The following is a 26,283-nucleotide window of genomic DNA, read 5'->3' as shown; positions in this document are numbered from 1 at the left end:
TTCAGACGGTCACACAGTGCTCGACGATCAGTTGCACACTCTGGCGGCCACCGTATTCGTTGATGTCGAGGCGGAAAGCGGCTTCCACCTGGGTGCCGGTAGTGGCGCAGGCGTTGAACCAGATGGCGTCGATCCGGCTGCCGCCCTTGCGCAGGGTCAGCTTGAGATGTTTTTCCTTCAGCAGTCGCTGGGACTCCACCTCGAAGCGGTCGGAAAACAGAGGCTGGGGAAAGCCCTGGCCCCAGACCGCCTGCTGAATCAGCCGGGCCGACTCCAGGGAGAAGTAGCCGCTTTCCAGGGGACCGTCGGTTTCCAGGGTCCGTTGCCGGTCGCTGGGGGCGAGCAGGCCCTGGGCCGCTTCCTCGAAGGCGGCCTCGAAGCGGGCCAGATCCGCTTCCCGCAGGGTCAGGCCCGCCGCCGCCGCATGGCCGCCGAAGCGCAGCAGCAGGTCTGGATGGCGCTTGGAGACCTGGTCCAGGGCATCCCGCAGATGTAGGCCGGGAATGGAGCGGCCCGAGCCTTTCAGTTCTCCTTCCTGGCCCCGGGCGAAGGCGAAGGTGGGACGGTGGAATTTCTCCTTCACCCGACCCGCCAGGATGCCGATCACGCCCTGATGCCAGGCCGGATCGAACAGGGTCAGGCTGGCCCGTTCCTCGGCGTCCAGGCCGTCCAGCAGGATTTCCGCGTCCTCCCGCATGGTGCTCTCGATCTCCCGCCGCTCCCGGTTGAAGGCATCCAGTTCCTGGACGATGTTCATGGCCCGGGCCTCGTCGTCGGTGGCCAGGCACTCGATGCCCAGGGACATGTCCGCCAGGCGCCCGGCGGCGTTGAGCCGGGGTCCCAGGGCGAAGCCCAGATCGAAGGTGCCGGCCCGGGCCGGGTCCCGTCCCGCCATGCGGAACAGGGCCGCAAGACCCGGCTGCATGCGGCCCTCGCGGATGCGGGCCAGGCCCTGGGCCACCAGGATGCGGTTGTTGCGGTCCAGGGCCACCACGTCGGCCACCGTGCCCAGGGCCACCAGGTCCAGCAGGGCGGCCAGATTGGGTTCGCGCCGCGCCGGGCCGAACCAGCCCCGGCGCCGCAGTTCGGCCCGCAGGGCCAGCATCACATAGAACATCACGCCGACGCCGGCCATGGCCTTGCTGGGGAAAGTGCAACCGGGCTGATTGGGATTGACGATGGCAGCGGCGGCCGGCAGTTGGTCGCCGGGCAGGTGGTGGTCGGTGATCAGGGTGGTCATCCCCAGCCGGCTGGCTTCCGCCACCCCCTCGATGCTGGCGATGCCGTTGTCCACGGTGATGATCAGGTCTGGCTTGCCACCGGCATGGTCCGCCGCCAGTCGCACCACCTCAGGCGAAAGGCCATAGCCGGTCTCGAAGCGGTTGGGCACCAGGTAATCCACCCGGGCGCCGAAGCTCCGCAGAGCGCGCAGGCCCACGGCGCACGCGGTGGCCCCGTCGCAGTCGTAGTCGGCGACGATCAGCAGGCGCTGCTGCTGGGACAAGGCGTCGGCCAGCAGGGTGGCGGCCGAGGCGATGCCCTTGAGCTGGTCCGGGGGCAGCAGCCCTTCCAGTTGGGTATCCACCTCTTCCCGGGAGCGTATTCCCCGGGCTGCGTAAAGCCGCGCCAGAAGCGGCGGAATGCCGGCCTGTTCGAGGACCCAACTGGTGCGAGGGGAAACGCTGCGAGAGACGATTCTTGTCATGATCTCTGAGGCTCGTCGGCCTGGGGTATGACCAGTTCAGCCAGGGGCAAGGGATGGCGCCAGAATTTCCGGCGTTGCCAGGCGTCCAGGGTCAGCTGGATGGCGCCTGCCTCGCCCCAGGCCAGGAGCTCGATGCTGTCCACTGCCCGGTGGTGCAGGGCCGGCGCCAGCCACTGGCTTTCCAACCGGGCCAGGGCCTCGCGCCAGGCCATGGCGTCGTGGAGTCGGGAGGGACCGATCAGGCCGTCGTAATGGATGCAGACCGCGCGCCGGGCCGTCTCGAAGCTCGCCGGCAGGTTGCGGGTGGCAATGTTGCCCAGATGTCCGAGGCCCCAGATCAGGGGATCGTCGCTCCACAAATGATTGAAGGGCCGGCGTCGGGCCTGGGGCCGGCTGCCCGCGCCCCACAGGGCCAGACTGTCGATGGTGGGTTTGCCTGCCGCTGTCCGGAGTTGGTTCACCTGATGGCCGTGGAGGCTCATCTGCACTTCATTGAGCAGGCGCCGCCAGGGCCGGGCCGTGGGCCCCTCGGGCAGCAGGGCGACGGCCGAGGCACCCACCGGCAGTTGTTCCGGCACCTGGGGAGGCGGGGCCGACAGGGCCAGGTGCCAGGTGTTGGGGCCGTCGAAACATAGTTCGCCCATGCTGTCGAACAGGGGGGCCAGACTGGCATGCAGTTGCCGGGCCTCTTCGAACTCAAGAGCCAGGTCGGCCGGATCGCCCAGCAGGGCGCTTTGCCGGCCCAGTTGCAGATGCACCGGATCGGCGCAGAGCCAGGTCCGGCCATCGTCCTCCAGCCCAAGGCCGAGGCGGCGCAGGGGGGCGGCGGCCCAGCGGTCCAGGGAAAAGGCGGACTGCCAGTAATGTTGGGGGGAGGGCGGTGGCGTACCGTGCCGGGCTCGGCCCAGCAGGGATTCCAGCGCCGGCAGGGGAAGGTCGGTGAGGGTATCGAGCAGGGCCTGCCGGGGCCAGAGCAGGCCGGGAATGACGAAGGTAATGCGCATGGGCCGATGTTAACGTGAAACCGCATCAATAGTGCCGAGTGTGGCCGTCGAGCGCGGTGAGCCGATTAGGTAGTGGCGTTCCGGGGAGCATTCCAGCCAAGCAGGTATCATGGCGCCCTTCTGTTTCCCCAGGCCGCCTGCTGGCCTTTCGAGTCCCCTGCATGAGCTATGAACTGCTGATCGGCCTGCGCTATACCCGTGCCAAGAAACGGGGTGCGGGCCGCAATCGTTTCATCTCCTTCATTTCCATGCTCTCCATGGCCGGCATCGCCCTGGGCGTGGCGGCCCTGATTGTGGTGTTGTCGGTGATGAACGGCTTCCAGAAGGAGCTGCGCACACGCATCCTGGGGGTCGCTGCCCATATCCAGGTTTCCGGTGCCGATGGCGAACTGGAGGACTGGTCCGGTCTGAGCCGCAACCTGATCCTGCACCCCAAGGTTCGCGCCGCCGCGCCCTACGTCCAGGCCCAGGGACTGCTCTCCTGGGGCGACGAGGTGCGGGGGGTGATGGTGCGGGGCGTCCTGCCCGAGGAAGAGGACAAGGTGGCGGATTTCGCCCGCTACATGAAGGCCGGCAAGCTGGGTGATCTGCATGAAGGCGAATTCGGCATCATCCTGGGGGCCGACCTTGCCCGGTCCCTGCGGGCACTGCCCGGCGACAAGGTGACCCTGATCGCGCCCCAGGGCATGGTCACGCCAGCGGCCGTACTGCCCCGCCTCAAGCAGTTCCGGGTGGTGGGCATCTTCGAGGCCAATATGTATGAATTCGACTCGGGCCTGGCCCTGGTCCATATGGGGGATGCCCAGCGGCTCTACCGCATGGAGGACCGGGTCTCCGGCATCCGGCTCAAGCTGGCGGATCTCTTCGAGGCCCCCTCCGTGGCCCGGGAACTGCTGCCCTTGATCCCCGAGACGTCCTACGTCACCGACTGGACCCGCAGCCACGCCAACTTCTTCCGGGCGGTACAGATCGAGAAGAACATGATGTTCCTGATCCTGCTGCTGATCGTCGCCGTGGCGGCCTTCAACATCGTTTCCACCCTGGTGATGGCGGTGACCGACAAGCAGGCCGACATCGCCATTCTTCGCACCATGGGGGCGGGTTCCCGCAGCATCATGGGCATTTTCATCATCCAGGGCCTGGTGATCGGTGTCGTGGGCCTGGCGGCCGGCGTGGCCGGAGGCGTGGCCCTGGCCCTGAACATCGACGTGGTGGTGCCCTTCATCGAACGCGTGCTGGGCATCCACTTCCTTTCCAAGGATGTCTATTACATCTCCGACCTGCCTTCGGAGTTGAATTGGAATGACGTGGCGGTGATCAGCGGTGTGTCCTTCCTGCTGACTCTGTTGGCCACCCTGTATCCGAGCTGGCGGGCGTCCCGGGTCAATCCGGCGGAGGCTTTGCGCTATGAGTGACCTGGATTTCATCCTGCGCTGCCGGGGCCTGAGAAAATCCTTCCACCAGGGCACGGTGGAGGTGCCGGTGCTGTCGGGCATCGACTTCGAGCTGGCAGCGGGAGAGGCGGTGGCCATTGTCGGCGCCAGCGGTTCGGGCAAGAGCACCTTGCTGCATCTGCTGGGGGGGCTGGACGCGCCCAGTCAGGGCAGCGTGGAACTGCTGGGCCGGAATCTGGCGGCCGTGCCCCAGGGGGAGCGGGACCGGCTGCGCAACGAAGCCCTGGGCTTCATTTATCAGTTCCATCACCTGCTGCCAGAATTCAGCGCTCTGGAGAACGTCGCCATGCCCCTGCTGATCCGCCGCCAGCCCAGGGGAGTCGCCCTGGGGCAGGCGCAGGCGATCCTGGAGGAGGTGGGCCTGGGTCACCGTCTGACCCATCGACCCGGTGAGCTCTCCGGGGGCGAGCGCCAACGGGCCGCCGTGGCCCGGGCTTTGGTGGCGGGGCCGGCCTGTGTACTGGCCGACGAGCCCACCGGCAATCTGGATCGACACACGGCGGAGGCGGTGTTCGAACTGATGCTGCGCCTCAACCGGGAGCGGGGTGCCGGCCTGGTACTGGTGACCCACGATCCGGAACTGGCGGCCCGGGCCGGACGGCGCCTGCGTATCCAGGATGGACGCCTGATCCCCCTGGAATGACGGAGCTTCACTGTCCCTGCCAGTAGCGCCGCCGGCGCTCCCGCTCGTGGCTGACCTGGATGTTGCCCTGACGGAAGTCCAGCCGCACCGCACCGTCCCGGTCGGTGCGATGGAGCGGGATGCCGTGGTAGCGGGCCAGCACCTCGGCCTTGGGATGACCGAAACGGTTGCGGTAACCCACCGGGATCACGGCGTGGTGGGGCGCCACGGCGTCAATGAATTCCAGCGTGGATGAGGTGCGGCTGCCGTGGTGGGGCACCAGCAGCACATCCGCTTGCAGCCCGGTTCCCAAGCGACTCAGCAGGGCGGCCTCGGAGCGAGCCTCGATGTCGGCGGTCAGCAGCAGGCTGCCATGGGGCGTGGCGAGGCGCAGTACACAGCTCAGGTCGTTGCTTTTGGCACCCTGCCGGTCGTAGTCGGCCTCGGCGGGATGCAGCATTGCGAATTCCACGCCATCCCATTGCCAGCCTTCGCTCGCCAGACAGAGGCGCTGGGGCACGGGCAGGGCCGAAATATCATGCTCGAAGGGCAGGGAGCTGAGCAGTTCCCCCACCGGCAGGTCCGTCAGCACCGATTCAGCGCCGCCGGCATGATCCTTGTCCTCGTGGCTGACCACCACCCGGTCGAGGCGACCCACACCCAGTGCCCGGAGGTAGGGCAGGATGATGCGGTTGCCGCTGTTGGCGTCCGGCGAAAAGGCCGGACCGGTGTCGAAGATCAGGTCGTGATGGGCGGTTTGGACATGGACCGCCAGGCCCTGGCCCACATCCAGCACGGTGACTGTTGCCTCTCCCGGAGCCGGGCGGGGCGGCGGCACCAGGAACAGGGGCAGCAGCATCACGGCGCCGATCCAGCGGGCCGGAAAGCCCCGGGGCAGCAGCAGCCAGAGGGCGCCCACCAGGGCCAGCAGCGTGGCCCAGAGGGGCGGCTGGTGTTGCTGCCAGACCGCCCAGGGGCTCGAGGCCAGCCACTCCACCAAAGACATCAGCAGGGCCATGATGCCGTGGGCGGGCAGCAGCAGGAACTCCAGGCCGGGCACGGCCGCCAGCAGGGCCAGGGGCGTGACGACAAAACTGACCAGGGGAATGGCCAGGCCGTTGGCCAGGGGCGAGACCAGGGAAAATTGCTGGAACAGGATCAGCAGCAGGGGCAGCATGCCCACCGTCATGGCCCACTGGGCGCGGCCCCATTGGCCCAGCCAGTGGCCGGGGCGAAGATGGCCGCCGCCCACCAGGAACAGCAGGCTCACGGCGCCGAAGGAGAGCCAGAAACCGGCGGCCAGCACGGCCCATGGGTCGAGCAGCAGCACCAGCAGCAGAGCCAGGGCCAGCACTTGTCGGGGCGCCATCGGTCGCCGCAGGAACAGGGCCAGGGCTGCCACCCCCAGCATGTAGAGGGTGCGCTGGGCCGGCACCGCGAAACCCGCCAGCAGGCAATAGGTCCAGGCCCCGAGAAATCCCCCCAGGGCTGCCGCCTGCTGGGCCGGCAGGCGCAGGGGAAGATAAGTCGAACGGCGCCACAGCCAGCCGGTCAGCCCGTAGATCAGGCTGGCCACCAGGGTGATGTGCAATCCGGAAATGCTCATCAGATGGGTCAGGCCGGTGCGGGCGAAGGTCTGCCATTGGCTGTGGTCGATGGCGTTCTGGTCCCCCACCGCCAGGGCCACCAGCACCCCGGCGTAGGGGCGCTCCCCCAGGGTGGCCTGGAAGCGCTGGCGCACGTTCTCCCGCAGGCGTTCTATCCAATGGCCCAGGCTGGGCACGAAGGCATCCAGGCGCCGGTTGTCCGGCGCCGATCGCACGTAGCTGGTGGCCCGTATGCCCCGCTCGAAGAGCCAGGCTTCGTAGTCGAAGCCCCCCGGATTGAGGTTGCCATGGGGGCGCTTCAGGCGCAGGGTCAGTTGCCAGCGTTCTCCCGCGTGGAGTTGGGGAATCCCGTCATGGCCGGTTTCGTCCTGAGGCCGCGAGCCCTGGTACCAAGCCACGGAAATCCGGCGGGGGAGGGGACGGGCGGAATGTTCGGGGGCGAATTCGAAGCGCCAACCATTCTCGAAGGGCTGGGGCAGGGTGGCGATGGTGCCCGTCACCCGGATATCCTTTCCTTCGCTGGCGGTGGGCAGGGCATCGGCCAGGCGCTGCTGGGCCAGGGTGCCGGCCCAGGCGATACCCAGCAGGAAGGCGCCCACCGGCAGCAGGGATCGCAGCCGGGTAGTCCATCGGCCGGCCAGAGCGGCCAGCAGGCCGGTGGCTGCCAGTAGCAAAAGCATGCCGTGATCCAGCAGATAGGCCTGCTGCTGAAGCCAAAGCATGCCGACGGCGCCGGCGATTATCGTCAATGTCATATCGGCGATTAGAGCAGATCGTCCGCTTCATCGGTGAAACTCCGTTCCAAGGAACGCCGAATTCGTTTCCGGCGCCGTTCGGCTTTCCAACCTGGGTTAAAATCACCAGCTCTGCACTGGCACCTATCTAGCGAGGAATCCATGGAACGCGAAGCGATGGAATTTGACGTGGTGATCGTCGGCGGCGGCCCTGCCGGGCTTGCGGCGGCGATTCGGCTCAAGCAGCTCAATGCCGACATCAATGTCTGCCTGATTGAAAAGGGCGCCGAAATCGGTGCCCACATCCTTTCCGGCGCGGTCATGGACCCGATCGCCCTGACCGAACTGATTCCCGACTGGAAGGAACAGGGCGCCCCCCTGGACACCGAAGTGACGGAAGACCGCTTCGTCTTCCTGACCGAAAACGGCGGCGTCCAGGTACCCAACATGCTGTTGCCCGACTGTTTCATCAATCATGGCAACTATGTCATCAGCCTGGGTCAGGTAACCCGTTGGCTGGGCCAGCAGGCCGAGGCCCTGGGGGTTGAGATCTACCCGGGCTTCGCTGGCGCCGAGGTGCTGTTCGACGAGAACGGCGCGGTCAAGGGCGTGGCCACCGGCGACATGGGGGTGGGCAAGGATGGCCAACCCACCGACGCCTACCAACCGGGCATGGAACTCCATGGCAAGTACACCCTCTTCGCCGAGGGCTGCCGGGGTCATTTGGGCAAGCAACTGGAAGCCAAGTTCAATCTGCGCAACGGTGCCGATCCCCAGACCTATGGCATCGGCATCAAGGAACTGTGGGAGATCAAGCCCGAGAACCACGTCAAGGGCATGGTGATGCACACCGCCGGCTGGCCCCTGGCCTCCGACACCTATGGCGGTTCCTTCCTCTACCACTTCGGCGAGAACCTGGTGGCCGTGGGCTTCGTGGTGGGCTTGGGCTATAGCAATCCCCATCTGTCTCCCTTCGAGGAGTTCCAGCGCTACAAGACCCACCCCAGGATTCGCGGCTTCTTCGAGGGCGGCAAGCGTCTGTCCTACGGTGCCCGAGCCATTGCCGCCGGCGGCCTGCAATCATTGCCCAAGCTGATTTTCCCGGGCGGCGCCCTGATCGGCGACGATGCCGGTTTCCTCAACGCCTCCCGCATCAAGGGTTCCCATGCAGCCATCAAGAGCGGCATGATGGTGGCAGAAGCCCTGGCCGAGGCCCTGGGCACCGAGCGCCAGCGGGACGAGCTGACCGCCTATCCGGAGAAGTTCCGCAATTCCTGGCTCTACCAGGAACTGCACAAGGCCCGCAACTTCAAGCCCTGGATGAGCAAGGGCACCTACCTGGGCGCCCTGATGGTGGGCATTGACCAGACGCTGCTGGGCGGCAAGGCCCCCTGGACCCTGCACAACAGCGCCGACCACAGCAAGCTGAAACTGGCCTCGGAGTGCGCGCCGATCCAGTATCCCAAGCCCGATGGCGTGCTGACCTTCGACCGGCTTTCCTCCGTGTTCCTCTCCAGCACCAACCACGAGGAAAACCAGCCCTGCCACCTGACCCTGAAGGACCCTAGCGTGCCGATCCAGGTCAATCTGGCCAAGTACGACGCCCCCGAGCAGCGCTACTGCCCGGCCGGCGTGTATGAAATCGTGCGCGACGAGGACGGCAGCAATCCGCGCCTACAGATCAACGCCCAGAACTGTGTGCATTGCAAGACCTGCGACATCAAGGACCCCACCCAGAACATCACCTGGGTCGTGCCCCAGGGAGGCGAGGGACCGATCTACACCAGCATGTGACGGGCAATTCTTGCAGAGAATGAAAAAGGCCCTGCGGGGCCTTTTTTGTTGGATGGACATGGTAGTTTCACTTGCCTCCCGCAGGATGGTGCTCTCAACCTGAGGTTCCAAAAAAATGGGCGTCCATCGGGACGCCCATTCTTGCCAATGACCGTTTGCCGATCAGTGGCGGGTTTCCACCATCTGCAAGGGTTCGTCGGCCACTACTTGCACCGGCTTGGGTTTGCGGCCCAGAGGCTGGGTTGCCACTGCGACTGGTGCGGAGGCAGGACGGCTGCTCACCGTTTCGATCATGACCAAGCCTGCCTGACTCAGGTCGATCGGTTCGGCTTCACGCTTTGCCGGTGCTGCTGCCGGCTGCTGCTCGATGGCCGGTGCCACCACTTCCGCTACTGGCGCCAGTTCAGCTTCGATGATTTTCTCAGCTTGAGCGGGAGCCGCGGGCTCTGCTGCGGCTACCGCTACTGGAGCCTCGATGGCGCGGGCTGCAACCGGGGGGGGGGCAACGGCTGGAGTCGGTATCACGGCTTCCACAGTCACGGAAGCTTGCTCTTTCGGAGTGGCTTCTGCCGTCATTGTGGCGACGGCCTCGGTCTCCCTGGTTAATTCAACGGCAGGTGCCACTGCTATCGGCTCCACCAGTTCGCCAGTCGCGGCAGTGTCAGCGGTTGGGGCCATGGTTTCCCTGGCACCGGTTTCCTCGTTGCGACGCTCCCCCCGGCCGCGGCCGCCCCGGCGACCACGTCGGCGCTCGCTCTGGGCTTCGTTGTCATCGGCCGTTGCGGCACCCTGAATCTGGCTTCCCTCGGCAATTACCTGTTGCTCGGCCTGTTCGGCACGGGGCTGACGAGGCTGGCGGGGCGGACGTTCATTTCTTTCTCCGCGTTCGCCCCGTTCGCCGCGCTCGGCCTTTTCCGGACGTTCGGTCTGCTCGGCACGCTCGTTTTTGTCGCCGGTCTTTTCGCCACGCTCACCACGTTGGCGGCGGGGTTCCCGTGCGCCCTCGTTCTGGGCTTCCTCGCGCTTGGGCCGCTCGTTGCGTTCCTTGCGCTCGGTGCCTTCCCGGGGTTGGCGCTCTTCGCGGTTGCCCTGGCCTTCGCGACCTTCACGACCCTCGCGACCTTGGCGGCCTCGTCCATTCCGGTCCCTGCCGTTGCGGTCGCCCCGCTCACCGCGTTCGTTACGGTCCCGACGTCCGGTTTTTTGCGGTTTCTTTTCCTCAACCGGCTGGGGTTGTTCCTTGTCGCCGGTGAACCAGGCGATGATCCTGGCGAGAATGCCGGGCTGGGCCGGGCGTTCCGCCGTGTGGGGAGCCGCCGACCTGGGTTCGACGATAGGTGCCGGCTGTTCCGGGGTGATGCCCTTGACGACGGCTTCCTGTTTGGGGGGCTTGACCTCGTTCTGGGCGGCGGGGGAAAGATAGCCTTCCTCGGCGGGTTTGCCCACCATCTGGTAGCTGGCCAGCGCGATGTCTTCCAGGTTCAACTGGTCATGGCGCAGTCGCACGATTTCGTGCTGGGGTGTTTCCAGATGGCGGTTGGGAACGATCAGCAGATTGGCCCGGTGGCGCATTTCGATGCGGGCGATGTCGCCGCGCTTTTCGTTGAGCAGGAAGGTGCCGACATCGACAGGAACCTGGACGTGGATGGCGCCGGTGTTCTCCTTCATGGCCTCCTCTTCGAGGATGCGCAGGATGTGCAGGGCCGCCGATTCGGTGGAGCGGATGTGGCCGGTGCCGGTGCAGCGGGGGCAGGTGATGTAGCTGGTCTCGGCCAGGGCCGGGCGCAGGCGCTGGCGGGAAAGCTCCAGCAGGCCGAAGCGGCTGATCTTGCCGGTCTGGACTCGGGCCCGGTCGTGATGGAGGGCGTCACGCAGGCGGTTTTCCACCTCGCGCTGGTTCTTGCTGCTCTCCATGTCGATGAAGTCGATCACGATCAGGCCGCCCAGATCCCGCAGGCGCAACTGGCGGGCGATCTCGTCGGCGGCCTCGCAGTTGGTGCGGAAGGCGGTTTCCTCGATGTCGCTGCCCTTGGTGGCGCGGCCGGAGTTCACGTCCACCGAAACTAGGGCTTCCGTGTGATCGATGACGATGGCGCCGCCGGAGGGCAGGGTCACCTGGCGGGAGTAGGCAGATTCGATCTGGTGCTCGATCTGGAAGCGGGAGAACAGGGGCACGTCATCGTGGTAGCGCTTGACCCGATTCACCGTGCCCGGCATCACGTGGGCCATGAACTGCTGGGCCTGTTCGTAGATGTCGTCGGTGTCGATCAGGATTTCGCCGATGTCCGGCTGGAAGTAGTCGCGGATGGCGCGGATCACCAGGCTGGATTCCTGGTAGATCAGGAAGGCGCCGGGTTGGCCCTGAGCGGCACCGTCGATGGCACCCCAGAGTTGCAGCAGGTAGTTCAGGTCCCACTGGAGTTCCTCAAGGCCGCGGCCGATGCCCGCGGTGCGGGCGATCAGGCTCATGCCGCCGGGGACATCGAGCTGGTCCATGATGTCCCGCAGTTCCTGGCGCTCCTCGCCCTCGACGCGACGGGAAACGCCGCCACCCCGGGGGTTGTTGGGCATCAGCACCAGATAGCGGCCGGCCAGGGAAACGAAGGTGGTCAGGGCGGCGCCCTTGTTGCCACGCTCGTCCTTCTCGACCTGGACGATCAGTTCCTGGCCCACTTTCAGGGCGTCCTGGATACGGGCGCGGCCCGGCTCCATGTCGGCCTTGAAATAGGATCGGGAGACTTCCTTGAAGGGCAGGAAGCCGTGGCGCTCGGCGCCATAGTCAACGAACGCCGCTTCGAGACTGGGCTCGATGCGGGTGATGACCGCCTTGTAGATATTGCTCTTGCGTTGTTCCTTTGCGGCCGATTCGATGTCGAGGTCGATCAGTTTCTGACCATCAACGATCGCGACGCGGAGTTCCTCGGCCTGCGTCGCATTGAAAAGCATGCGTTTCATGTGTGCTCCCGCGCGCAAGCAGGGCACGACAAACCGCATGCCGCCAGGCGGTTAAGTGGCTGACGGCGCGGACCGTGTTTGCAGTGTTGAAGGCTGGTTCATAGGCCTGTAAGCAAGCGGTTTCGGGTTTGTCGGTAGTTCGGGTTGCGCTGCTTTCACCATGGGGTGTAAGCAGCGCAAAGCAATCGTGGATGCCTGTATTGCGCGCAATTTGAAGTAGTATCGCTGCTTCGGGCGAGCGAGATACCCTGGGTTGCCGGAGTGGGCGATGACGCGACAAGTCGCGTGGCTCACCTCTTCACTCCCCTGCCACATCCGCCGGCCATTCTTTATCGATCGATTCGATCGATCGGCCATAGGGTAAGACAACATCTCTGGACTAGCGCCGCCGCCGCCGCTTCGGGTCGTCGGGCACACCGTCAAGAAACGGCGCAGGCATTGTATTTCAAAATGAATGGCTTAAGCAAAGATTCCGCAACCCTTCTCGAAGTTGGAGAAGAGCACACCGGGCAGCGGGTGGATAACTTCCTGATTCGTCTGGCCAAAGGGGTGCCCAAGAGCCATATCTACCGCATCCTGAGCAGTGGCGAGGTACGGGTCAATAAGGGCCGGATCGGCCCCGACTATCGTCTGCGGCAGGGGGACGTGGTACGTATCCCTCCCATGCGGCTGAGCGAAAAAACCTCCCGGCCGGCCGTGCCCGCCCGGGACTTCACCATCGTCCATGAGGACGAGGCCCTGCTGGTCATCGACAAGCCGGCCGGCGTGGCCGTCCATGGCGGCAGCGGTGTCGACTTCGGCGTGATCGAACAGCTGCGGCGCGCCCGCCCCCAGGCCAAGTTTCTGGAACTGGCCCACCGTCTGGACCGGGACACCTCCGGATTGTTGATTGTGGCCAAGAAGCGGGCCGCCCTGGTGCGTCTCCACGACATGTTTCGCGATGGCGGTATTTCCAAGCGCTACCTGGCCCTGGTCAAGGGGCGCTGGCTGAATGCACAGCAGCATGTCCGATTCCCCCTGCAGAAATACCTGACCGAGGAGGGGGAACGTCGGGTCAGTGTGTCCGCCGAGGGCAAGGAAGCCCATTCCATCGTGCGCCTGGTGGCGCGCTGGGAAAATTTCAGCCTGGTCGAGGTTGAGCTGAAGACCGGGCGGACCCATCAGATCCGCGTCCATCTGAGCCATCTGGGCTTTCCCCTAGCCGGCGACGACAAATACGGCGACTTTGCCCTCAACAAGACCTTGCAGAAGACCGGCCTCAAGCGCATGTTCCTCCATGCTGCGCACCTGGCCCTACCGCATCCGCTCAGCGGCGATCCGTTGGTTCTGGCGGCGCCACTGCCACCGGAACTGACCGCCTTCCTGGTTCACCTGGACCAGAACGAAAAAAGAACAGGCCACTGGCCGGGCGCGACAGTTCAAGCGTCCGAATAGAACGATTATGGTTCGATAGAACCCACAAAACCGACAGGGAGGATTTTCCATGGAGAAGCTGGTTTATCTGTTGCAGCGAAAGCCGGGGTTGAGCAACGAAGATTTCACCAATCAGATGCTGGGCCAGGTGGTGCCCGCCATGCAGCGGGTCGGCGCGCGGCACATCGACGTGCTGGTATCCGATCTGGACGAAGCCGTGCGTGCCGCGGCTCCCGGCCGTATCGCCGGTCCCTGGGATAACCTGGCGGGGGTGGTGCAGTTCTGGCTGGAAAATGTCGATGCCCGCGGCGTGGTGGAACCCCTGCTGGCAGCGCTAGCGAGCCGATGCGACGGCTATCTGGTCACCGAATCCGTGGTGCAGCCTTTCACCCGGGGCTGGGCCGATGGCGCACGCCGCCCCGGTGTTACCCAGTTCACCGCTCATGCCAAGCCTGAAGGCGTGAGCGAGGCGGACTTCTATTACAACTGGCAAGTGAAGCATTCCGCCATTTCCTTCGACCTTCATCCCCTGCGCTGGTCCTACGTCCGCAACGCCGTGGCGCGTCCGCTGACGCCGGGGGCGCCACCCTATCGCGCCATTGTCTCGGAGCATTTTCGCGAACTGCGCGACTTCACCGATGAAAATCGCTATTTCGGCTCGTCCGAGATGGTGCAGGAAATGTATGCCGACCTGCCGGGTTTCTGTGACCACTCGCGCATGGTGACTGGCCCCATGAGCGAATTCAATTTCGATTGAGGCGTCGGAGCCCTGGCGGCACTTGAACATCATTCAGTAGTCGAATCAATCAGGAGAGAGTCAATCATGGCCAGAATGGATGGAAAGGTCGCCATCGTTACCGGTGGCGCCAAGGGGATGGGAGAAGCCACGGTGCGCCTGTTTGTGGAAAACGGCGCCAGGGTGGTGATCGGCGACCTGCTCGATGCTCAGGGCGAGGCCCTGGCCAAGGAACTCGGGCCCAATGCCACCTTTGTTCATATGGACGTGAGCAAGCAGACCGACTGGGACAAGGCGGTTGCCCGCGCCCAGGCCTTCGGCCCCCTCAACGTGCTGGTCAATAATGCGGCGATCTTGAATCCCAAGGCGCTCAAGGATATGACCGAAGAGGACTACATGCAGGTGATCCGCGTGAACCAGTTGGGTACTTTCCTCGGTATCCGTTCCGTGATTGAGCCCATGAAGGCTGCGGGCAAGGGTTCCATTATCAATATCTCCTCCATCGACGGCTTCCAGGCCAAGAACGGCTTGTCCGCCTACGCCTCAAGCAAATGGGCGGTTCGCGGTCTGACCAAGGCTGCGGCCATCGAGCTGGGTCCCTACGGCATCCGCGTCAATACCGTTCATCCGGGGGGGATTTTCACCGACATGGGCGGCCGTTCCGAGCAGAATCAGGACCCCCGCAACATGGACGCCTACTACAGCAACATGCCCATTCCCCGGGTTGGCCTACCCCACGAGGTGGCCTATGTGACCCTGTTTCTGGCCACCGATGAGGCCTCCTACACGACCGGTTCGGAGTTCCTCGCCGACGGCGGCTGGCAGGCAGGCCTTCGTCAGGCCGCGCTACCAATGTCCTGATTTCCTGGAGAACGTTCTTGCCCAAGACCTTCGACCTGATCGTATTCGACTGGGATGGCACCCTGATGGACTCGGCGGGCGCTATCGTGTCCGCCATCCAGTTGGCGGCCCAGGATCTGGGTTTCGAGCCGCCCAGCGATGCACGGGCTCGTCATGTGATCGGCCTGGGCCTGATCGATGCACTGTCCCTGGCCCTGCCGGATCTGGAACCCCAGCGCTATGGCGAGATGAGCGAACGCTACCGCCATCACTATCTGTCCCGCGATCTGGATCTAAGCCTGTTTGTCGGCGTCGCCGAAATGCTGGAAGAACTGAGCCGGGCAGGTCACTTGTTGGCCGTGGCTACGGGTAAGAGCCGTGTGGGGCTGGATCGGGCTCTGCGGGTCAGCGGCCTGGGTGATTTTTTTCATGGCACCCGCTGTGCCGACGAGTGTTTTTCCAAGCCCCATCCCCAGATGCTGGAGGAACTGATGGCTGAGTTTGGCATCCTGCCCGGGGCGACGCTGATGATCGGGGATACCACCCATGATCTGCAAATGGCTCGCAATGCCGGGGTGCCGGCCCTGGCGGTGAGCTACGGCGCCCACGCCCGCCAGGCGCTGGAGACGGAGGCGCCGTTGCATTGCGCCGACACCGTGCCGGAACTGGCTGCCTGGCTGCGGGCCCATGGCTGACCCGGCAGGTATACTGCGCCCCCCTGACCTATTGTGCCGAAGCCGCCGTGAGTGACAACTCTGAACCCCGCTGGGAACGCCAGATTCTGGAAAAACTTGCCCATGATGCCCTGGTGGAGCAGCGCCGCCGCCGCCGCTGGGGCATTTTCTTCAAAGTCCTGGGTTTTCTTTACCTGGGCGTGGTGCTGGCCCTGCTGGCTGATTGGGGCGGAGAGACTGACAAGCTGGCGGAAGGCAGGCGCCATACGGCCCTGGTTCAGATCGCCGGCGTGATCTCGGCCAAGTCCGACGCCAGCGCCGAGCACGTGATCAGTGCCCTGCAATCGGCCTTCGAGAGCAAGGGCACCGCGGGCGTGATCCTATTGATCAACAGTCCGGGTGGCAGCCCGGTCCAGGCCGGAATCATCAATGACGAAGTGCGCCGCCTGCGGGCCAAGTCTCCCCAGGTGCCGGTCTATGCCGTGGTCGAGGATATCTGCGCCTCCGGTGGCTACTATGTGGCCACCGCCGCCGACCAGATTTATGTGGACAAGGCCAGCATCGTGGGTTCCATCGGCGTGCTGATGGATGGTTTTGGCTTTACCGGGACCATGGATAAGCTGGGAGTGGAGCGCCGGCTGCTGACTGCGGGGACCAACAAGGGGTTCCTGGACCCCTTCTCTCCCCAGAATGCCCAACACAAGGAGCATGCCCAGCAGATGCTCAACGAAATTCACCAGCAATTCATCGATGTGGTGCGGCAAGGGCGGGGCAAGCGCCTGAAGGAGACTCCCGATATGTTTTCAGGCCTGATGTGGTCCGGTGCCCGGAGTCTGGAACTGGGGTTGGCGGACGCCTTTGGCACGGTGGAGTCCGTGGCCCGGGACGTGATCAAGGCCGAGGACATTCGCGACTACACGGTGAAACCCAATTTTGCCGAGAAGTTCGCACAGCGTTTCGGCGCCGACATGGCGGAAGGTGCGGCCAGCGCCCTGGTACGATTCAGCCTGAAATAGGCTCCAAGGGGGTCAGCTCCGCCGCCGGCTTGCCTGGCGGGACTCGCCCTCGGCCAGCAATAGAAACACCGTCGGGCGCCGCTCCATATCCGGCGTCGGCGATTTTTTCCACTGGGCCACGGTGCGGGTGGATATGGATTCCGAAGGCAGGGTGATATCCGTCGCCAGGCACAGCCGGGTCGTTCCCTGGCAGTGCTGGAGCAGGGCCTGGAACAGGGCGCCGTTGCGATAGGGTGTCTCGATGAACATCTGGGTCTGGTTATTCCGTCGGGAGTCCTGTTCGAGTTCCACGATCCGCTGCCCCCGTTCCGGCTCCCGCGCTGGCAGATAGCCATGAAATGCGAAACGCTGGCCCTCCAGGCCGGAGGCCATCAGGGCCAGCAGCAGGGAGGACGGGCCCACCAGGGGGCGTACCACGATGCCCAGTTCATGGGCGCGGCGCACCAGCAGGGCGCCAGGGTCGGCCACGCCAGGGCAGCCGGCCTCAGACATCAGGCCTAGGTCATGGTCGGCTATGAGCGGCGCCAGGAGGCGCTCCAGGTCGGCGGTGGTCGGTTGTTCGGGCAGGGCTTCGATGGCGATGTCCCGTAGGGGTGTCGGATGCTCCAGGCGCTTGAGTTCGGCCCGAGCCGTCTTGGCGTTCTCGACGACGAAATGGTCCACTTGGCAGACCCGCTCCCGGGTGCCGGCGGGAAGGAAAAGGGACCAGGGAATATCCCCCAGGGCAACGGGGATCAGATAAAGGGTTCCCGCCATCAGGGTAGTTCCAGCCCTTCGGCGCGCAGCATCTGGCACAGGGCGATCAGGGGCAGGCCCACCAGGGCGTTGGGGTCGTCACCGCGCATGGCCTCCATCAGGGAAATGCCCAGGCCCTCGGACTTGGCGCTGCCGGCGCAGTTGAGGGCGTCCTCCTTGTCCAGATAGCGGCCGATCTCGGCGTCGGACAGTTCGCGGAAATGCACCTCGGTGGGAATGCCTCGCACGTGGCTACGTCCGGTGGCAGTATTGAGCAAGCACAAACCGGTATGGAAAATCACCGCTTTTCCACTCATGGCCCGGAGCTGCTTGCTGGCATTCTCTCGTGTTTCCGGCTTGCCGAAACGCTGGTGTCCATGGAAGGCTACCTGGTCGCTGCCGATGATCAGGGCGCCGGGGAACCGGCTTGCGACCGCCTGGGCCTTGGCCAGCGCCAGTCGCTCCGCCGTGGCAGCAGGGGCTTCGCCAGTCAGGGGGGTCTCGTCGGTGTCCGGTGCGGCGGTTTCGAAAGGCAGTTGGAGCCTGGACAGCAGTTCCCGGCGAAAGGTGGAAGTGGAGGCGAGGACAAGCCGGCGCATGTTTCTGTTTTGACTAGGAAAGGGCCGGCATGATAGCATTCGCGCCCTTTATGTCGCAGAAGCCTAGACAGGATCTCTCCGGGACGGTTGTCGATAGTCTCGAATTCGCCCGGGACGGGGGCCGGATATTCGGCTCGATTCCAGTGGCGGCGCTGCTTCGACTGAGTGATGTGCTGGTGGATGATGCCGGTGCCTTGCGTTACGAGGTGCAGGGAGAGCGTGATCTTCAGGGGGCAAGCTTCCTGATGATCAACGTGGATGGCGAGGTGGTGTTGCGCTGTCAGCGCTGTCTGGAAGGAATGGCGGTTCCGCTGCATGTGGCGGCCCGACTTCGGCTGGTTGCTCCCGGCGCCCCGTGGCCCGAGGATGATCTGGAAGACGATAGTGCCGATGCCATCGAGGCCGAAAGTGAACTGGCTTTGCTGCCGCTGATCGAGGACGAGGTGTTGCTGGCATTGCCGCTGGTTCCCCGCCATGGGCGTTGTGAACCGCCCAGGCCGCTGAAGGATGAACAGGAGCCATCGCCGTTCGCGGTGCTGGCAAAGCTGAAGAAGCAGTAACGATTTAATGCAAGGAGTCTGAAATGGCCGTTCAACAGAACAAGAAGTCCCCCTCCAAACGTGGCATGCATCGTGCGCACGACTTCCTGACCAACCCGCCCCTGGCGGTGGAGCCCACCACCGGCGAGGCTCATCTGCGTCACCACATCTCCCCTTCCGGCGTTTATCGCGGCAAGAAGGTCATCAAGGCCAAGGGCGAATAATCCGCCGGATCGAAATGGCCGGATGCGTCGATCGCATTCGGCCTTTTTTCTTGATATCAATTCGATGGCGATAACCATCGCGGTGGATTGCATGGGGGGTGACCACGGTCCAGTGGTCACGATTCCTGCGACATTGGAATTTCTGCGGCGCGACGTCGGCAGTTCAGTCATCCTGGTGGGGCGGGAGGAGGTAGTTCGCCCCCTGGTGTCGTCCGCCGTGGCCGAATTCGGATCTCGTCTGACGCTTCGTCACGCCAGCGAGATGGTGGCCATGGACGAGCCCGTGGCCTCCGCCCTGCGCAACAAACGGGATTCCTCCATGCGGGTCTGTGCCAATCTGGTCAAGGATGGCACTGCGGATGCAGCCCTGTCTGCCGGCAACACCGGTGCCCTGATGGCGATTTCCCGTTTCGTCCTGAAAACCCTGCCTGGTATCGACAGGCCCGCCATCGCCGGCATCCTCCCGACCCATGACGGCCATGTCTATGTGCTGGATCTGGGGGCCAACGTGGATTGTCAGCCGGAGCACCTGTTGCAGTTCGGCATCATGGGATCGGTGCTGGTGTCCGTCCTGGAGCATCGGGAGCGCCCCAGCGTTGGACTGTTAAACATCGGCGAAGAAGACATCAAGGGCAACGGCATCGTCAAGCAGGCCGGAGAATTGCTAAGGGATAGCGGAATCAATTTCATCGGCAACGTCGAGGGCAACGACATCTTCAAGGGCACCGCCGATATCGTGGTCTGCGACGGCTTCGTGGGCAATGTGGTATTGAAGGCGTCGGAGGGCTTGGCGACCATGATTGCCGGCGGTCTGAAAGAGGAATTCTCCCGCAGCCTGTTGACCAAGCTTGCCGCTCTGATTTCGATGCCGGTGCTCAAGGCCTTCAAGCAGCGCTTCGATCATCGCGCCTACAATGGCGCCGGTCTGCTGGGACTCAATGGCATTGTTTTCAAGAGCCATGGCTCGGCCGATGCCTATGCTTTCCGTTGTGCCCTGGATCGTGCCGCCGAGGCGGCACGCAACGGGTTGACGGACAAAATTGTCAGCCGCATGGCCGCCATGACGGCCTCAACCGTTTCCGCTACCGCCACCGCATGAACCACGCAAAGATTACAGGCACCGGCAGCTATCTGCCGGGGGAACCGATCAGCAATGCCGCCCTGATCGCGGCCCATCAACTGGAATCCAACGACGACTGGATCGTTGATCGCACCGGCATCCGCTTCCGTTATCTGGCGCCGGCCGGCGTCGCTTCCAGCGACCTGGCCGCCGAAGCCTGCCGCCGGGCACTGGAGGCCGCCGGTCGCCGGCCGGACGAGGTGGACCTGATTATCGTCGCCACTTCCACGCCGGACTACATCTTCCCCAGCACGGCGGCCATTCTCCAGTCCAAGCTGGGCGTGGCCAATAATTCGCCGGCTTTCGACGTGCAGGCGGTGTGCACCGGTTTCGCCTACGCCCTGTCCATTGCCGAGAAATTCATCCGCGCTGGCGACACCCGCTGTGCCTTGGTGGTGGGCGCTGAAGTGTTCTCCCGCATCCTCGACTGGAAGGACCGGGGCACCTGCGTCCTGTTCGGCGATGGTGCCGGCGCCGTGGTGCTGGAAGCCAGCGATACGCCAGGAATTCTCTCCTCGGCCCTCCATGCCGACGGTTCCCATCACGGCATCCTGTCGGTGCCCGGCCACCTCTGTGGCGGTTTGCCCATCGGCGATCCCTTTCTGCGCATGGACGGGCAGGCCGTGTTCAAGTTTGCCGTGCGGGTCCTGGCAGAGGTGGCCCATGAAGTCCTGGAAATCGCCGGCAAGACCATCGAACAAGTGGATTGGCTGATTCCCCATCAGGCCAATGTCCGCATCATCCAGGCCACCGGCAAGAAACTGGGCCTGCCGGCGGAGAAATGCATCGTCACCGTGGATCGCCACGGCAATACCTCGGCGGCGTCCATTCCCCTGGCCCTGGACGAAGCGGTTCGGGCCGGCACCATCCAGCGGGGCGACACGATTCTGCTGGAAGGCGTAGGGGGCGGCTTCACCTGGGGCGCTTCCCTCCTTACCTTCTGATCTCCAAGAACGACATGAAATTTGCGCTCGTTTTTCCCGGCCAGGGCTCCCAGTCGGTGGGCATGATGAATGCCTATGGCGACAGCCCCGTGATCCGTGCCACCTTCGATGAGGCTTCCGCAGCCCTGGGGCGTGACCTCTGGCAACTGGCGGCGGAAGGCCCCGCCGAGGCCCTCAGTCAGACCGTGAACACCCAGCCCCTGATGCTCACTGCCGGTATCGCCGCCTGGCGCCTGTGGCTGGAAAAGGGCGGTGCCCTGCCGACCATGGTGGCGGGTCATAGCCTGGGGGAGTATTCGGCCCTGGTGGCGGCTGACGTGCTGTCTCTGAAGGATGCAGTGCCCCTGGTGGAACTGCGTGCCAAGGCCATGCAGGAAGCCGTGCCCGCAGGTACTGGTGCCATGGCCGCGATCCTGGGGCTGGACGTTGAAGCGATCAAGGCTGTCTGCGCTGAAAGTGCCCAGGGCGAGGTGGTGCAGGCCGTCAATTTCAATGCCCCGGAACAGACGGTGATCGCCGGCCATGCCGCCGCCGTACAGCGGGCCGCCGATGCCTGCAAGGCCAAGGGAGCCAAGCGGGCCGTGATGTTACCGGTATCCGCGCCCTTCCATTGCTCCCTGATGCAGCCCGCGGCCGAAAGGCTCAAGGAGCGGCTGGCGGCGCTGGATTTTTCCGCTCCCTCGATCCCAGTGGTCAATAACGTGGATGTGGCTGCGGTCAGTGATCCAGCTGGCATCAAGGACGCCCTGGTGCGCCAGGCCGCTGCCCCGGTTCGCTGGGTGGAAATCATGCGGGCCATGCAGGCGGCAGGCGTCAGTCATGTCTATGAGTGTGGTCCCGGCAAGGTGTTGGCCGGGGTGACCAAGCGCTGCGCCGACGGCTTGGTCGGTGGTGCCATGGCCGATCTGGCCGGAATCGAAGCGGCCCTGGCCGCCGTGGCGGGTTAAGGAACGGAATATGTTGAAAGGTCAGATTGTGCTGGTGACCGGCGCTTCCCGTGGGATCGGCCGTGCCATTGCCCTGGAACTGGGCGCCCAGGGCGCTACGGTGATCGGTACCGCCACCTCAGAGGAGGGCGCCACCGATATCCAGAAGGCTCTGGATGCCGCCGGCGTCATCGGCTGGGGCGCGGTGCTGAACGTGACCGATGGCGCTTCGGGCGAGGCCCTGATCGCGGAGATCGAGAAAAAATATGGTTCGGTGAGCGTGCTGGTCAATAATGCCGGCATTACCCGTGACAATCTGGCCATGCGGATGAAGGACGAAGAGTGGGATGCCGTGGCGGACACCAACCTGAAGTCGGTGTTCCGCATGTGCAAGCTGGTGATGCGCGGCATGATGAAGGCCCGATCCGGCCGCATCATCAATATCACCTCCGTGGTGGGGGCCGCCGGCAATCCGGGGCAGGCCAACTATGCCGCCGCCAAGGCCGGTGTGGCCGGCATGACCCGAGCACTGGCCCAGGAACTGGGCAGCCGCAACATTACGGTCAATTGCGTGGCCCCCGGTTTCATCGATACCGACATGACCCGTGCCTTGCCCGATGCCCAGCGGGACGCCCTGCTGGGCAAGATTCCCCTCAATCGTCTCGGCCAGGCCGACGAGGTGGCGGCGGTGGTGGCGTTTCTGGCCAGTCCCAGGGCTGGATACATCACCGGTTCCGAGTTGCATGTCAACGGCGGTATGTACATGTGTTGAACCCCTGTTGCCGAGACTGGCGCGGTAACGCTTTTTGGTAAACTAGCCAGGCTGTTGCGGCGTAACGCGATTTCTCGCGCCAGGCCCGACTTCTTTTTCTCACCACACCCGATAAATCAGGGAAGGAGCTACAAAATGGAGAATGTTGAACAACGCGTCAAGAAAATCGTCGCCGAGCAGTTGGGCGTAAACGAGGCCGACATCAAGAACGAGTCGTCCTTTGTGGATGATCTGGGCGCGGACTCCCTCGATACCGTGGAGCTGGTGATGGCCCTGGAGGAGGAATTCGAGTGCGAGATTCCCGACGAAGAGGCCGAAAAGATCACCACGGTCCAGCAGGCCATCGACTACGTCAACAACAACGTCAAGAAGTAATTTTCAGATCAGGAGTCCGCCTTGTCGCGTCGTAGAGTCGTCGTCACCGGCCTCGGCATCCTTTCGCCGGTCGGCAACACCATTTCCGAAGCCTGGGACAACATCGTCGCCGGCAAGAGCGGCATCGGCCCCATCACCCGGTTCGATGCCTCCGCTTTCTCGGTTCGGATCGCCGGGGAAGTCAGGGGCTTCGATGTCTCCGCCTATCTGTCTCCCAAGGAGGCGCGCCGCATGGATACCTTCATCCATTACGGCATGGCGGCCGGTATCCAGGCCATTAAGGATTCCGGTCTCACGGTCACCGAGCAGAACGCTGAACGCATTGGGGTCAACATCGGCTCCGGCATAGGCGGTCTGCCAATGATCGAGGATACCCACAACGATTATCTTGGCGGCGGTCCCCGCAAGATTTCGCCCTTTTTCATCCCCGGTACCATCATCAACATGATCTCGGGAAATCTGTCGATCATGTTCGGCCTGAAGGGACCCAACCTGGCCATGGTGACGGCCTGCACCACGGCCACCCACTGTATCGGCGAGTCGGCCCGGCTGATCGAGTATGGCGATGCCGACGTGATGGTCTGCGGCGGCGCCGAATCCACGGTCTCCCCCTTGGCCATCGGCGGTTTTGCTTCGGCCCGTGCACTGTCCACCCGCAACGACGATCCGGCCACGTCCAGCCGTCCCTGGGACAAGGACCGGGACGGCTTCGTGCTGGCCGAGGGGGCCGGTGTCCTAGTGCTGGAGGAGTATGAACATGCCAAGGCCCGTGGCGCCCGCATTTACGCGGAAGTGGCCGGCTATGGCATGAGTGCTGACGCCAACCACATGACTGCGCCCTGCGAGGACGGCGATGGAGGTCGCCGCTGCATGGTTGCCGCCATGAAGAACGCCCGGATGAATCCGGACGAGGTGGATTACATCAATGCCCATGGCACTTCCACGCCTCTGGGCGATCTGGCGGAAACCGTCGGTGTCAAGCGCTGCTTCGGCGACCATGCCAGGGAACTGGTGGTCAATTCCACCAAGTCCATGACCGGCCACCTGTTGGGGGCTGCCGGCGGTGTTGAAGCCGTATTTACCTCCCTGGCCCTGCACCACCAGATATCGCCTCCCACCATCAACCTCTTCAACCAGGATGAGCAATGCGACCTGGACTACTGCGCCAACACGGCGCGGAAGATGGAGATTCGGGCTGCCCTGTCCAACTCCTTCGGTTTTGGCGGGACCAACGGTACCCTCGCCCTGCGCCGGTTCTAGGAGTGCAGGGCAGTGCAACTGCCCATAACGATTGCTCTGCGGCCGTCAGCATCCCTGACGGCCGTTTTGCTTCTGGGCCACGGACTGGCCCTGGCGGCGGTATTTCCCTGCGACTTGCCTTTGGCCGGGAAAGGACTATTGATCCTCCTGCTGGTACTTTCTTCCTTCCACGCCGTGGCGCGCCACGCCTGGCATCGGGATGGCCCGGCTTCCCTCATCCTGCGCAGGGATGGTCGGATGGAGCTGGCCTGGGCCGACGACAGCAATCTTGAACTGGAGGTGGTTCCTCCGACCACCGTCCATGCCTGGTTGATTGTGTTGCGACTACGCACTGGCCGGCAGCAGAGAAACCTGGTGTTGCCTCCGGATGCCCTGGGTGTCGACAATCATCGGAAACTCCGGGTGTGGCTGTGCTGGAAAGCAGGAAATACCCAGGCATAGCCTGCGTTTTCCCGGGAAACGGATTGTTTTCCTCGCTAAAATGGACGAGACTTCCGGTACTCCCCACTAGATCGGCTGAGCTCAGTGGCCGGCCGCTTTCTCTTGAGAAGGAACACCCCATGCCGTCACGCTTCGGCCGCCTTCGCCTCCTGAGCCTGCTGTACTCCCTGATTGCCGTTTCAAGCATTGCTCAGGAAATTCCAAAATTTCCCATCTCCCGCTTCAATGTGGAGGGAAACACCCTCTTGTCGTCAGCCCAGGTCGAATCCCTTGTCCAGCCCTTCTCCGGCACTGAGAAGGATTTCGGCGATGTGCAGCGGGCACTGGAGGCCTTGGAGGAAGGTTACCGGAAGGAAGGCTACACCACAGTCTCGGTGCTGTTGCCGGAACAGGTGCTGGAACGAGGGGAGGTGCTGCTGCGGGTGGTGGAGGGCCGCATCAGCAAGGTGGATGTGACGAACAACGCGTTTTTTGATGCCGCCAACATCCGTGCTTCCCTGCCCGGCCTGCGGGAAGGCACATCTCCACGGGTGGATGACCTTTCCGCCAGCCTGAGGGTCGCCAACGAAAATCCCGCCAAGAAAATTGCTTTGCAACTGACACCCGGCGACCAGGAAGACGAGGTCATTGCCAAGCTCAAAGTCACCGACGAGAAGCTTTGGAAGGCCGGCATGACGGTGGACAACACGGGTACCGCGCAAACGGGCCAGAACCGGCTGGGCCTAAGTTACCAGCACGCCAACCTCTGGAACCGCGACCATGTGCTGACCCTTCAGTACCAGACTTCCCCAGGGCAGCATGCCAGCGACGTCAAGGTCTATGCCCTGGCTTACCGACTGCCCCTATACGGAATGGGAGACAGTCTGGACCTCTACACCACGGACTCCAATGTCAACGCCGGCTCCATTGCGGTAGGTCCCTTCGACTTGGCCATCACCGGCAAGGGCAAGTCCTTCGGCGCCCGTTACACCTGGAACCTGAAGCGCCGGGGTGACTACGAGCACAACGTCGTCTTCGGCCTGGAAGAGAAGAAATTCGAGAACAGCATCGGGGTGGGGGCATTGCAACTGGGTAATGACCTGGACATCCGTCCTCTGTCGGTGCAGTACTCGGGCAAGCTGGCGCAGCCGGGCAGCGAATTCAGTTTTTACGGCACCTATGTACATAACCTGCCCGGCGGCGGCAATGGGGATCAGGCGGCCATCAGCAAGGCACGGGCCGGGGCGGACGCCGAGTATCAGGTGGTGCGGGGTGGCTTGACCCTGAGCCGCACCCTGGGCGCCGACTGGCAGGCTCGGCTGGCCGTCACTGCCCAATGGGCCGATAAGCCCCTGATACCCGGTGAGCAGTTCGGCGTGGGTGGCGCTGCCTCGGTACGGGGCTTCCTGGAGCGGGAAGTCGCCTCCGACAAGGGCCAGCAGGCCAGTCTGGAACTCTATTCGCCGGAGCTCTGTGCGGGCTTTTCCTCCGCTCAACGCTGCCGCGCGCTGGCTTTTTACGATCTTGGCTCGGTCTATCGGATCAAGCCTCTCCCCGGGGAACAGGCTCGGGAACATATTTCAAGTCTGGGTGTCGGCCTGCGCTGGGCTTACACCAAGGATGCCGCCTTTCAGGCCGATTACGCCAAGGTACAAAACCCCGGTGGCGCGGTGAAGCGGGGGGATTGGCGGGTTCATGCCCGCTTTGGCTACTTTTTCTGAAAGCCAATTGTGTCACGCCGGATTTTGGGGTTTGGAACTAAGATCAGTGTGGGATTTTGCCCCTCGGAGAGGTGGCTGTTTCAATTTTGGGTAG

Annotated in this window: 24 protein-coding genes; 18 read left to right on the top strand and 6 right to left on the bottom strand. The window is 63.9% G+C overall.

The window, feature by feature from the left end:
* Position 1 precedes the first annotated feature (1 nt).
* Together recJ and DENOEST_RS10585 are read right to left on the bottom strand one after the other, a co-directional pair.
* Complete coding sequence (gene recJ, locus DENOEST_RS10590; protein ID WP_145770938.1) at positions 2 to 1,705, bottom strand: single-stranded-DNA-specific exonuclease RecJ; 1,704 nt, start codon at positions 1,703 to 1,705, stop codon at positions 2 to 4.
* Positions 1,702 to 2,709, bottom strand: a complete 1,008-nt coding sequence (locus DENOEST_RS10585; RefSeq protein WP_145770937.1) for a hypothetical protein — start codon at positions 2,707 to 2,709, stop codon at positions 1,702 to 1,704. The genes recJ and DENOEST_RS10585 overlap by 4 nt, the downstream gene beginning before the upstream one ends.
* A gap of 161 nt (positions 2,710 to 2,870) precedes the next feature.
* On the opposite strand from DENOEST_RS10585, the gene DENOEST_RS10580 reads away from it, so the two are divergent.
* Positions 2,871 to 4,124 (top strand): lipoprotein-releasing ABC transporter permease subunit, encoded by a 1,254-nt coding sequence (locus tag DENOEST_RS10580; RefSeq protein WP_145770936.1) that lies wholly within the window; start codon positions 2,871 to 2,873, stop codon positions 4,122 to 4,124.
* Positions 4,117 to 4,806, top strand: coding sequence for a lipoprotein-releasing ABC transporter ATP-binding protein LolD (gene lolD, locus DENOEST_RS10575; protein ID WP_145770935.1), 690 nt, complete (start codon positions 4,117 to 4,119; stop codon positions 4,804 to 4,806). The genes DENOEST_RS10580 and lolD overlap by 8 nt, the downstream gene beginning before the upstream one ends.
* Positions 4,807 to 4,813: 7 nt before the next feature.
* Here lolD and DENOEST_RS10570 read toward each other — a convergent pair whose 3' ends face one another.
* Complete coding sequence (locus tag DENOEST_RS10570; protein WP_145770934.1) at positions 4,814 to 7,147, bottom strand: DNA internalization-related competence protein ComEC/Rec2; 2,334 nt, start codon at positions 7,145 to 7,147, stop codon at positions 4,814 to 4,816.
* A 141-nt stretch (positions 7,148 to 7,288) separates the two neighbouring features.
* Between DENOEST_RS10570 and DENOEST_RS10565 the strand changes: the two genes are divergently transcribed.
* Positions 7,289 to 8,920, top strand: a complete 1,632-nt coding sequence (locus tag DENOEST_RS10565) for an electron transfer flavoprotein-ubiquinone oxidoreductase (protein ID WP_145770933.1) — start codon at positions 7,289 to 7,291, stop codon at positions 8,918 to 8,920.
* A 162-nt stretch (positions 8,921 to 9,082) separates the two neighbouring features.
* Here the strand turns inward: DENOEST_RS10565 and DENOEST_RS10560 are convergent, their stop codons facing one another.
* Positions 9,083 to 11,875 (bottom strand): Rne/Rng family ribonuclease, encoded by a 2,793-nt coding sequence (locus DENOEST_RS10560; protein ID WP_145770932.1) that lies wholly within the window; start codon positions 11,873 to 11,875, stop codon positions 9,083 to 9,085.
* A 450-nt stretch (positions 11,876 to 12,325) separates the two neighbouring features.
* Here DENOEST_RS10560 and DENOEST_RS10555 point away from each other — a divergent pair, with 450 nt between their 5' ends.
* The 5 genes from DENOEST_RS10555 to DENOEST_RS10535 all read left to right on the top strand — a co-directional run bounded on the left by DENOEST_RS10555 (position 12,326) and on the right by DENOEST_RS10535 (position 16,554).
* Positions 12,326 to 13,309, top strand: a complete 984-nt coding sequence (locus DENOEST_RS10555) for an RluA family pseudouridine synthase (protein ID WP_145770931.1) — start codon at positions 12,326 to 12,328, stop codon at positions 13,307 to 13,309.
* 49 nt (positions 13,310 to 13,358) lie between these two features.
* Positions 13,359 to 14,045, top strand: coding sequence for a hypothetical protein (locus DENOEST_RS10550; protein ID WP_145770930.1), 687 nt, complete (start codon positions 13,359 to 13,361; stop codon positions 14,043 to 14,045).
* 66 nt (positions 14,046 to 14,111) lie between these two features.
* Complete coding sequence (locus tag DENOEST_RS10545; protein ID WP_145770929.1) at positions 14,112 to 14,885, top strand: glucose 1-dehydrogenase; 774 nt, start codon at positions 14,112 to 14,114, stop codon at positions 14,883 to 14,885.
* 17 nt (positions 14,886 to 14,902) lie between these two features.
* Positions 14,903 to 15,559 (top strand): HAD-IA family hydrolase, encoded by a 657-nt coding sequence (locus tag DENOEST_RS10540; protein ID WP_145770928.1) that lies wholly within the window; start codon positions 14,903 to 14,905, stop codon positions 15,557 to 15,559.
* 47 nt (positions 15,560 to 15,606) lie between these two features.
* Entirely contained in the window at positions 15,607 to 16,554 is a 948-nt protein-coding gene (locus DENOEST_RS10535; RefSeq protein ID WP_145770927.1) for a S49 family peptidase, read from the top strand.
* A gap of 12 nt (positions 16,555 to 16,566) precedes the next feature.
* Here DENOEST_RS10535 and DENOEST_RS10530 read toward each other — a convergent pair whose 3' ends face one another.
* Positions 16,567 to 17,310 (bottom strand): SAM-dependent methyltransferase, encoded by a 744-nt coding sequence (locus DENOEST_RS10530; RefSeq protein WP_145770926.1) that lies wholly within the window; start codon positions 17,308 to 17,310, stop codon positions 16,567 to 16,569.
* A complete protein-coding gene (locus DENOEST_RS10525; protein WP_145770925.1) occupies positions 17,310 to 17,888 on the bottom strand; it encodes a Maf family protein in 579 nt (192 codons plus the stop codon). Before DENOEST_RS10525 ends, DENOEST_RS10530 begins: the two co-directional genes overlap by 1 nt.
* Before the next feature lie 29 nt (positions 17,889 to 17,917).
* Here DENOEST_RS10525 and DENOEST_RS10520 point away from each other — a divergent pair, with 29 nt between their 5' ends.
* From DENOEST_RS10520 to DENOEST_RS10475, 10 genes are all read left to right on the top strand, one after another.
* On the top strand, positions 17,918 to 18,448 hold the full coding sequence (locus DENOEST_RS10520) for a YceD family protein (RefSeq protein WP_145770924.1): 531 nt from the start codon (positions 17,918 to 17,920) through the stop codon (positions 18,446 to 18,448).
* Positions 18,449 to 18,471: 23 nt separating this feature from the next.
* A complete protein-coding gene (rpmF, locus tag DENOEST_RS10515) occupies positions 18,472 to 18,651 on the top strand; it encodes a 50S ribosomal protein L32 (protein ID WP_145770923.1) in 180 nt (59 codons plus the stop codon).
* Between the two features lie 64 nt (positions 18,652 to 18,715).
* Positions 18,716 to 19,750, top strand: a complete 1,035-nt coding sequence (gene plsX, locus DENOEST_RS10510) for a phosphate acyltransferase PlsX (RefSeq protein ID WP_145770922.1) — start codon at positions 18,716 to 18,718, stop codon at positions 19,748 to 19,750.
* Entirely contained in the window at positions 19,747 to 20,715 is a 969-nt protein-coding gene (locus tag DENOEST_RS10505) for a beta-ketoacyl-ACP synthase III (protein ID WP_145770921.1), read from the top strand. The genes plsX and DENOEST_RS10505 overlap by 4 nt, the downstream gene beginning before the upstream one ends.
* Positions 20,716 to 20,729: 14 nt before the next feature.
* Positions 20,730 to 21,662, top strand: coding sequence for an ACP S-malonyltransferase (fabD, locus tag DENOEST_RS10500; RefSeq protein WP_145770920.1), 933 nt, complete (start codon positions 20,730 to 20,732; stop codon positions 21,660 to 21,662).
* 10 nt (positions 21,663 to 21,672) lie between these two features.
* Complete coding sequence (fabG, locus tag DENOEST_RS10495) at positions 21,673 to 22,413, top strand: 3-oxoacyl-ACP reductase FabG (protein WP_145770919.1); 741 nt, start codon at positions 21,673 to 21,675, stop codon at positions 22,411 to 22,413.
* Positions 22,414 to 22,548: 135 nt separating this feature from the next.
* Positions 22,549 to 22,788, top strand: a complete 240-nt coding sequence (gene acpP / locus DENOEST_RS10490; protein WP_145770918.1) for an acyl carrier protein — start codon at positions 22,549 to 22,551, stop codon at positions 22,786 to 22,788.
* 21 nt (positions 22,789 to 22,809) lie between these two features.
* A complete protein-coding gene (gene fabF, locus DENOEST_RS10485) occupies positions 22,810 to 24,048 on the top strand; it encodes a beta-ketoacyl-ACP synthase II (protein ID WP_145770917.1) in 1,239 nt (412 codons plus the stop codon).
* Between the two features lie 12 nt (positions 24,049 to 24,060).
* A complete protein-coding gene (locus DENOEST_RS10480) occupies positions 24,061 to 24,489 on the top strand; it encodes a protein YgfX (protein WP_145770916.1) in 429 nt (142 codons plus the stop codon).
* A 119-nt stretch (positions 24,490 to 24,608) separates the two neighbouring features.
* Positions 24,609 to 26,189, top strand: a complete 1,581-nt coding sequence (locus DENOEST_RS10475) for a ShlB/FhaC/HecB family hemolysin secretion/activation protein (RefSeq protein WP_145770915.1) — start codon at positions 24,609 to 24,611, stop codon at positions 26,187 to 26,189.
* The last annotated feature ends 94 nt before the right edge of the window (positions 26,190 to 26,283 follow it).

This window comes from Denitratisoma oestradiolicum, assembly GCF_902813185.1.
In the GTDB taxonomy this organism is placed as follows: domain Bacteria; phylum Pseudomonadota; class Gammaproteobacteria; order Burkholderiales; family Rhodocyclaceae; genus Denitratisoma; species Denitratisoma oestradiolicum.
Note: the sequence above shows the minus strand (reverse complement) of the source record. Positions and strands in the feature narration are given on the sequence as shown.